This window comes from Moorena sp. SIO4A5, assembly GCF_010672005.1.
GTDB lineage: Bacteria > Cyanobacteriota > Cyanobacteriia > Cyanobacteriales > Coleofasciculaceae > Moorena.
Genome location: NZ_JAAHHZ010000269.1, coordinates 1 through 6412, shown reverse-complemented (window position 1 = coordinate 6412; position 6412 = coordinate 1). Strand labels below are relative to the sequence as shown.

At 42.4% G+C, this 6412-nt stretch carries 5 protein-coding genes and 1 pseudogene; 2 read left to right on the top strand and 4 right to left on the bottom strand.

The window, feature by feature from the left end; all coding sequences use genetic code 11:
• The first annotated feature begins 222 nt into the window (after positions 1-222).
• Positions 223-687 carry a response regulator gene (locus tag F6K57_RS34580; RefSeq protein WP_364305338.1) on the top strand — a complete coding sequence of 155 codons (465 nt, stop codon included), beginning with the start codon at positions 223-225 and terminating at the stop codon, positions 685-687.
• On the top strand, positions 684-2789 hold the full coding sequence (locus F6K57_RS34575) for a response regulator (RefSeq protein ID WP_293072445.1): 2106 nt from the start codon (positions 684-686) through the stop codon (positions 2787-2789). Before F6K57_RS34580 ends, F6K57_RS34575 begins: the two co-directional genes overlap by 4 nt.
• On the opposite strand, the gene F6K57_RS34570 is transcribed toward F6K57_RS34575, so the two are convergent.
• The 4 genes and pseudogenes from F6K57_RS34570 to F6K57_RS34555 form a co-directional block, all read right to left on the bottom strand.
• A complete protein-coding gene (locus F6K57_RS34570; protein WP_293038927.1) occupies positions 2786-2917 on the bottom strand; it encodes a hypothetical protein in 132 nt (43 codons plus the stop codon). The two genes, F6K57_RS34575 and F6K57_RS34570, sit on opposite strands and share 4 nt — an antisense overlap.
• A 119-nt stretch (positions 2918-3036) precedes the next feature.
• On the bottom strand, positions 3037-3825 hold the full coding sequence (gene xth / locus F6K57_RS34565; protein WP_293072447.1) for an exodeoxyribonuclease III: 789 nt from the start codon (positions 3823-3825) through the stop codon (positions 3037-3039).
• 304 nt (positions 3826-4129) lie between these two features.
• Entirely contained in the window at positions 4130-5170 is a 1041-nt protein-coding gene (locus F6K57_RS34560) for a hypothetical protein (protein ID WP_293072443.1), read from the bottom strand.
• 1047 nt (positions 5171-6217) lie between these two features.
• Positions 6218-6412, bottom strand: a pseudogene (locus F6K57_RS34555) (ABC transporter ATP-binding protein); the annotation flags it as partial.

Here is a 6412-nt window from a genome sequence, read left to right as displayed (position 1 = left end):
GACTTCTGACTTCTGACTTCTGACTTCTGACTTCTGACTTCTGACTTCTGACTTCTGACTTCTGACTTCTGACTTCTGACTTCTGACTTCTGACTTCTGACTTCTGACTTCTGACTTCTGACTTCTGCTATACCTCAAATTTTTTATCCCTTGAACCTTCATAATTCCTTCATAATTCCTTTGTAATTCCTTTATAATTGTTGGTCGAGGAGATAATGCTTAGTGAATGAAAGCCGAAATCCCGTGGTAATTTTAATGGCAGATGATGATCCGGATGATTGTCTGTTGGCAAGGGAGGCTCTCTTAGAGAGTCAGTTGACCAATGAACTATACTTTGTCAGTGATGGCGAAGAATTGATGGATTATCTATATCACCGTGGTAAACACACGCAGGCGAGCATGTCCCCTCGTCCAAGTTTAATCCTACTGGATTTGAACATGCCGAAAAAAGATGGTCGTGAGGCCCTCATAGAAATTAGGGCTGATCCTAATCTACGAACTATACCAGTTGTGGTGCTGACTACCTCAAAGGCTGAAGAAGATATTTATCACAGTTACAACTTAGGAGCAAATTCTTTCATCGTTAAGCCTGTCACCTATAGTTCCCTAATTGAGGTGATGCAAACGTTAAAAAAGTACTGGTTGGACATCGCCGAATTGCCCCCCGAAGGGAATAGACTGCCATGAGTAAATGCTCACAACCGAAAGCTGAAAGTTCTGATGTTTCTTATGATGTTTCTAGTGTACCACTAAAGACTGATCCACTCAGGACTATTTCCAAAACCGACCCTCATCAATGTTCGTTGATCACAAACCTGGCAAATTGCTTACCCAAGTCAGAACTTAGAACTCTCGATTCTCCACTAATTTCCTTCTATTCCTATGGTACCAGACCAATGTACAACCCTTTGGTTAACGTATTACTCGTTGATGATGACGAAGATGACTATATTCTAACTCGTGATTTACTGTTGGAAAACCAGAAGGCTAGATTTAGCTTGACGTGGGTGGCAACCTATGGTAAAGGCTTAGAAATGATTGGTCAGAACCACCATGATGTTTATCTACTAGACTACCGTCTTGGTGAGCATAATGGACTTGAACTCCTGCGTGAAGCCATTGCCAGGGGGTGTACAGCACCGATTATCCTCCTAACTGCTCAGGGAGACCATGAGGTTGACATGGAAGCCATGAAAGCTGGGGCAGCAGATTACCTAGATAAGAGTCAACTCAGAGCACCTTTACTAGAACGTTCCATCCGCTATGCCCTTGAGCGCCAGCAAGCCCAACAAAAAATTCGGGAACAAGCAGCGTTGTTGGATGTGGCAACGGATGCCATTCTGGTTCGGGATCTAGACAATACTATCTCATTTTGGAATAAAGGGGCAGAGTCTCTATACGGTTGGCACGCAGCAGAAGTGATTGGAAAAAAAGAGCATTTACTGTTGTACGAACAAGCACCAGCTGAGCTAGCCGAGGCAGACCAAAGTGTTGCCAAAACAGGGGAGTGGTATGGTGAGTTGAATCAAGTCACCAAAGATGGCAAAGAAATTATTGTTGAAAGTCGCTGGACTTTGGTGGAAAATTCTCAGGGACAGCCCAAATCAATCTTGATTGTCAATACTAATATCACTGAGAAGAAACAACTCGAAACCCAGTTTCTCCACGCTCAGCGCATGGAGAGCATTGGTACCTTAGCTGGGGGCATTGCCCATGATTTGAACAACTTATTAGCTCCTATTCTAATGTCTGCTCAATTGTTGCAGCTGAAAATCTCAGATCAGCGGCATTTACAACTCCTAAAAACTGTAGAGAATAATACTAGGCGGGGGGCTGGTTTAGTCAAGCAAGTTTTATCGTTTGCTCGGGGTGTTACAGGTAAACGAACGGTTTTACAAGTCAGGCATTTAATTCGGGAAATTCGCCACATTATCCTAGAAACATTTCCCAGATCCATTGAACTGTCTACGGATATAGACCCTAATCTTTGGTCAGTATCTGGGGATGCCACACAACTGCACCAAGTTTTGATGAACCTCTGCATCAATGCTCGTGATGCTATGGTTGATGGTGGAACTTTGACATTGTCTGCTCAAAATATTTTTTTAGATCAAAACTATGTCAGGATGCATATTGATGCGGATGTAGGTCCCTACATTGTGGTGACCGTTGCTGATACTGGTATTGGTATTCCCTTGAAAATACAGCCAAGAATTTTCGAACCATTTTTCACTACTAAAGAAATCGGTCAAGGTACAGGACTGGGTTTGTCTACGGTCAGAGGTATTGTTAAAAGTCACGCCGGTTTTGTGAATGTGTATAGTGAAGTGGGCGTAGGTACTAACTTTAAAGTATATTTGCCAGCAGTAGAACACTCCCCAATTCCTGCCGAGGAAGAACTAGAACTACCCAGAGGAAACGGTGAGTTGATTTTAGTGGTGGATGACGAAGCCGCTATTGGTGAGATTACCAAGACGTCCTTAGAAAACTATGGCTATAGGGTGATGAGTAGCAGGGATGGTAAGGAAGCGATCGCACTCTATAGGCAACATCAGGATGATATTAGCTTGGTGCTGATGGATATGATGATGCCGGTTATGGATGGACCAACAACTACCCTTCAATTGCGAGACATTAACTCGCAGATCAAAATTATTGGTATCAGTGGGTTGCCTATTAGCGATAAAGTCGATGCGGCGGCTGAAGCTGGAGTTAAGACCTTTTTGTCTAAGCCTTACACGGTTAAGGAATTATTGCAGGCTATTGATCGTGTGCTTAAAGGTCATTAATTGTGGTGAGTACAAAGTTCTGGGTTTTTGGGAACAGCGGATCTGGGAATAGGGAATAGGGAATAGGGAATAGGGAATAGGGAACAGAAACATTTATTACCCTTTACTTCGACTGCTATAATTGTCAATTGTAATTTTTAATTGTTGATTTTATTTGTTAATTTTAATTATTAAGTTTAATTGTTAATTTCCATTTTCCATTTTCCATTTGCATAGCTTTTGCCTTTAAAACTTGACTAAAACTTGACTAAAACTTGACGATTACAGGGGCATGGTCGCTAGGTTTATCTAGTTTTCTCGGTTCTATGTCAATGGTACAACTAATCGCTTGATTGTAAAGATTGGGGGTTAGGTAGATATGGTCAATGCGCCAACCTCGATTACCCCGAAAGGCACGGGTGCGATAGTCCCACCAACTAAAATTACCCCCTTCTTTGGTAAATTTGCGAAAGGCATCCGCTAACCCTAGGTCTAAGACCGATTGTAGGGCTTGACGTTCTACTGGGGACGCCATGATGTGGTTTTCTTTGCCTTTAGGATCATGGATATCCCGGTCTTCTGGGGCAATATTAAAGTCCCCACATACACAAAGTTCATGGGACTGTTGTTCTAGAATACTGTGTAAATAGTCCCGCAGTATCTTCAACCAACGCAGCTTGTAGTCGTACTTCTCACTGTTCACGGAAGCCCCATTGGGAACATAGAGGTTAACAATGCGGACGCCGTCTACTATAGCGCTAATCACTCGCTTTTGTTCATCTAAGTCCCCGACCTGAGCAGTATCCAACACCGCAGCAAAGCCCGTACTTAAGTCTGTGGCTGGTTTCCGGCTAAAAATGGCTACACCATTATAGGATTTTTGCCCAGAAATATAAAGGTAATACCCCAATTCTTCAAAAAGCGATCGCGGAAACTGGGCATCCACTACTTTAGTTTCTTGCAGGCAAAGCACATCTACTTGGGTCCGTTGCAACCAATCTATTACTTGAGCTTGGCGACTCCGAATTGAGTTGACGTTCCAGGTAGCGATTTTCATTAGTCCTACAGTGATTAGATTTAGTCTAGAACAGAGAGCAACTACATCTACGCCAGCATTGGCCAGTAGGATATAGATACCTTCCACTCAGACACGAAAACCAGACTACCATAGTTTTAAACAAGCTAGTTTAGCGGTAAAGGAATAGATATCACCTCGGACAGATTAAAGTAAACCCCTTCAACTAGTTTGAAGGGGTTTATTACAGTTTTTGATAACAGTTGATTAGGAGCTCGAAGTTGTTTTGAGTAATGGATAATCGGGCTTTGGGTAATTTATTATATTACCTGTTACCTGTTACCTTTTAGATTTGGCCCTGTATAAATTGATGTTCTGCCACCAACCTCGCTAACTCTGGCAACAAAGCCAAGTTACGAGGTCGCTGGAGACGATAAACACTACACTGATTGGCAAGCTGAGCACACTGAAGAAGATGGGATGCTTTCTCAGAGTCAAATAAGCTGTTGAGACGGGAATGACGGGATAGTTCCATCACCGCCTCCTGAAGTTTCAGAGACTTAATACTCAACTGTGAACCTGAAACCAGTACATAGATGCACCGGATTGGTAGTAGCGCTTCGGTCAAATCCTGATTTAACCGATAGCCAGGTTTATTTAACTTCGGTACCAGCAGAGCCAGCTTATCCTGGTCATATCCCAAAACCCCAGCTACTTCTCGACTTAGTTTAATTTGAGGAAAGCTAGGAGCAACTTTCGCTGTCCCCTGATTCAACGTCACAGGTGCAACATCATCAGTGATGATTCTGTATCCCTGAGTATGGAGTGCAGCAGCAATTGAAGACTTACCTTCACCGGAATTACCCAAGAAAACAACCGCACCACCATTAATATTGACTACACTGGCATGTAGCACCAACAATCCCCGCTGATAGAGCAGAATCGCCATCACAGTTCCCACTAGAGCCGTTTGAATGCGGCTAAGGGAGGCTTCTGCTGCGGGAATGATCGTAATCCTGTTTCCCCTCTGTACCAGAAACAGCCCTGTGTCTTTGAGATAAATCACCGCCTCCTCTGGACTCAACTGCAAAGCCATCGGCTGCTGGATAACTTCCTTTGGAATGTAGTCAGTGATTTTGCGATTCGGCGTTCGCGTAGCGTGGCCTACGGCCTCAGCCGTTCCCGTTCGCGCAGCGTCGCCTACGGCGAAAGCGTGGCCTACGGCCTCCGCTACGGGAACGCATCCCGTACTGTAATCATTACTCTGAATGTGAATCGTAACATCACACTCTACTTCTGCTGGGATAAACTCTGGGATTGGTAGCGCCGAGTGAATTCCCAAACCATAAGCAACATAGGAAAACAGCTTTTGCTTTTTGCTACCCAAAGGTTTGCAATCCAGTGATTGGCTGTCAATTTCAGAGATATCGCCAACTAAACAGTTAGATATTGTTTTAGATATTGTGCCATCCAAACTCATAATTAATTTCTCAAATAACTATTGCGCGTAGATGCAATCACAAGAAACGGATACAGTAGTTTCTTGACTCCCCTTGATCAGCCATTTCAGTTCAGAAATTACCTTTGCATCCGTTGCTCAAGTCTAATTCTAGGGGCGCAAGGCTTTCGCTCTAACTATATGTAGCTAAATTTTAGCTATTATGGTTTAGTAATTAGCTTTTTAATGTGACAATAAAGCAGCCTTTGTTTAGCAAATTTTCGTTAACAAAAATTAATAAATTCCTGAACTTATCAGATTCATGACTTAGGCAATACAAACGTAAAACCAAGTAGTTTAGCTTTTATTCATTTCCCGAAATCCCCTTTAATTAGGAGGACTTGTGAGGGTTACCATCATTGACTTAACAGCTAGTACTGATTCCAGATACCATCCTAAATTTTGGTTCACAGTCCATAGCTCATGAATCTAATTGCAGATTCTCACCCCGGTAGCCTTTAGACTGTCTTAAGCGGATTAATCTTAAGCGGATTAAGATTGATAATTTTAGCGCTTCAATTCAATTAAACTTTATCCTAATTAATCGATTTTTTCCACAATTACCTAAAAAATTAACAAAACTTAAATTATTTAACCAAAGAATATCTCTAAAGATCAGCTAAAAAAAATAGCCATTATTAGACTATTTACAAATAAGTTGTAAACCTATATCGGTAATTTTTTATAATCAAAAAAACTCGGTATTCCTTACCCCTGTTAGCAGATACCGAGTTTCCTGTTACCTAAAGAGTTTAATTTTATGTTCACATCTCAAATGGAAATGCTATAGCAGTTCTCAATTGGGTGAGGTAGATCGTTGTAGGGAGTAGGGAGTAGGGAGTAGGGAAGTCAGAAGGAAAGCATTCAGCAGTCAGCGGTCAGCGGCCAGCTAATGCCCATAGCGCATTAGCTGATAGCTGATAGCTGACCTTCAAGTTAGCGATAATTTTTAGCCTGAGTTTCAAACAAATGGGCATAAGTACCATCTAACTGCATCAGTTCCGCATGGGTACCGCTTTCTACAATTGAACCTTGGTCCATCACATAGATCCGGTCAGCCATTTTTACAGTAGATAAGCGATGGGTGATCAGAATAGCAGCTTGATCTTCGATCAGTTCGCGGAATTTCAT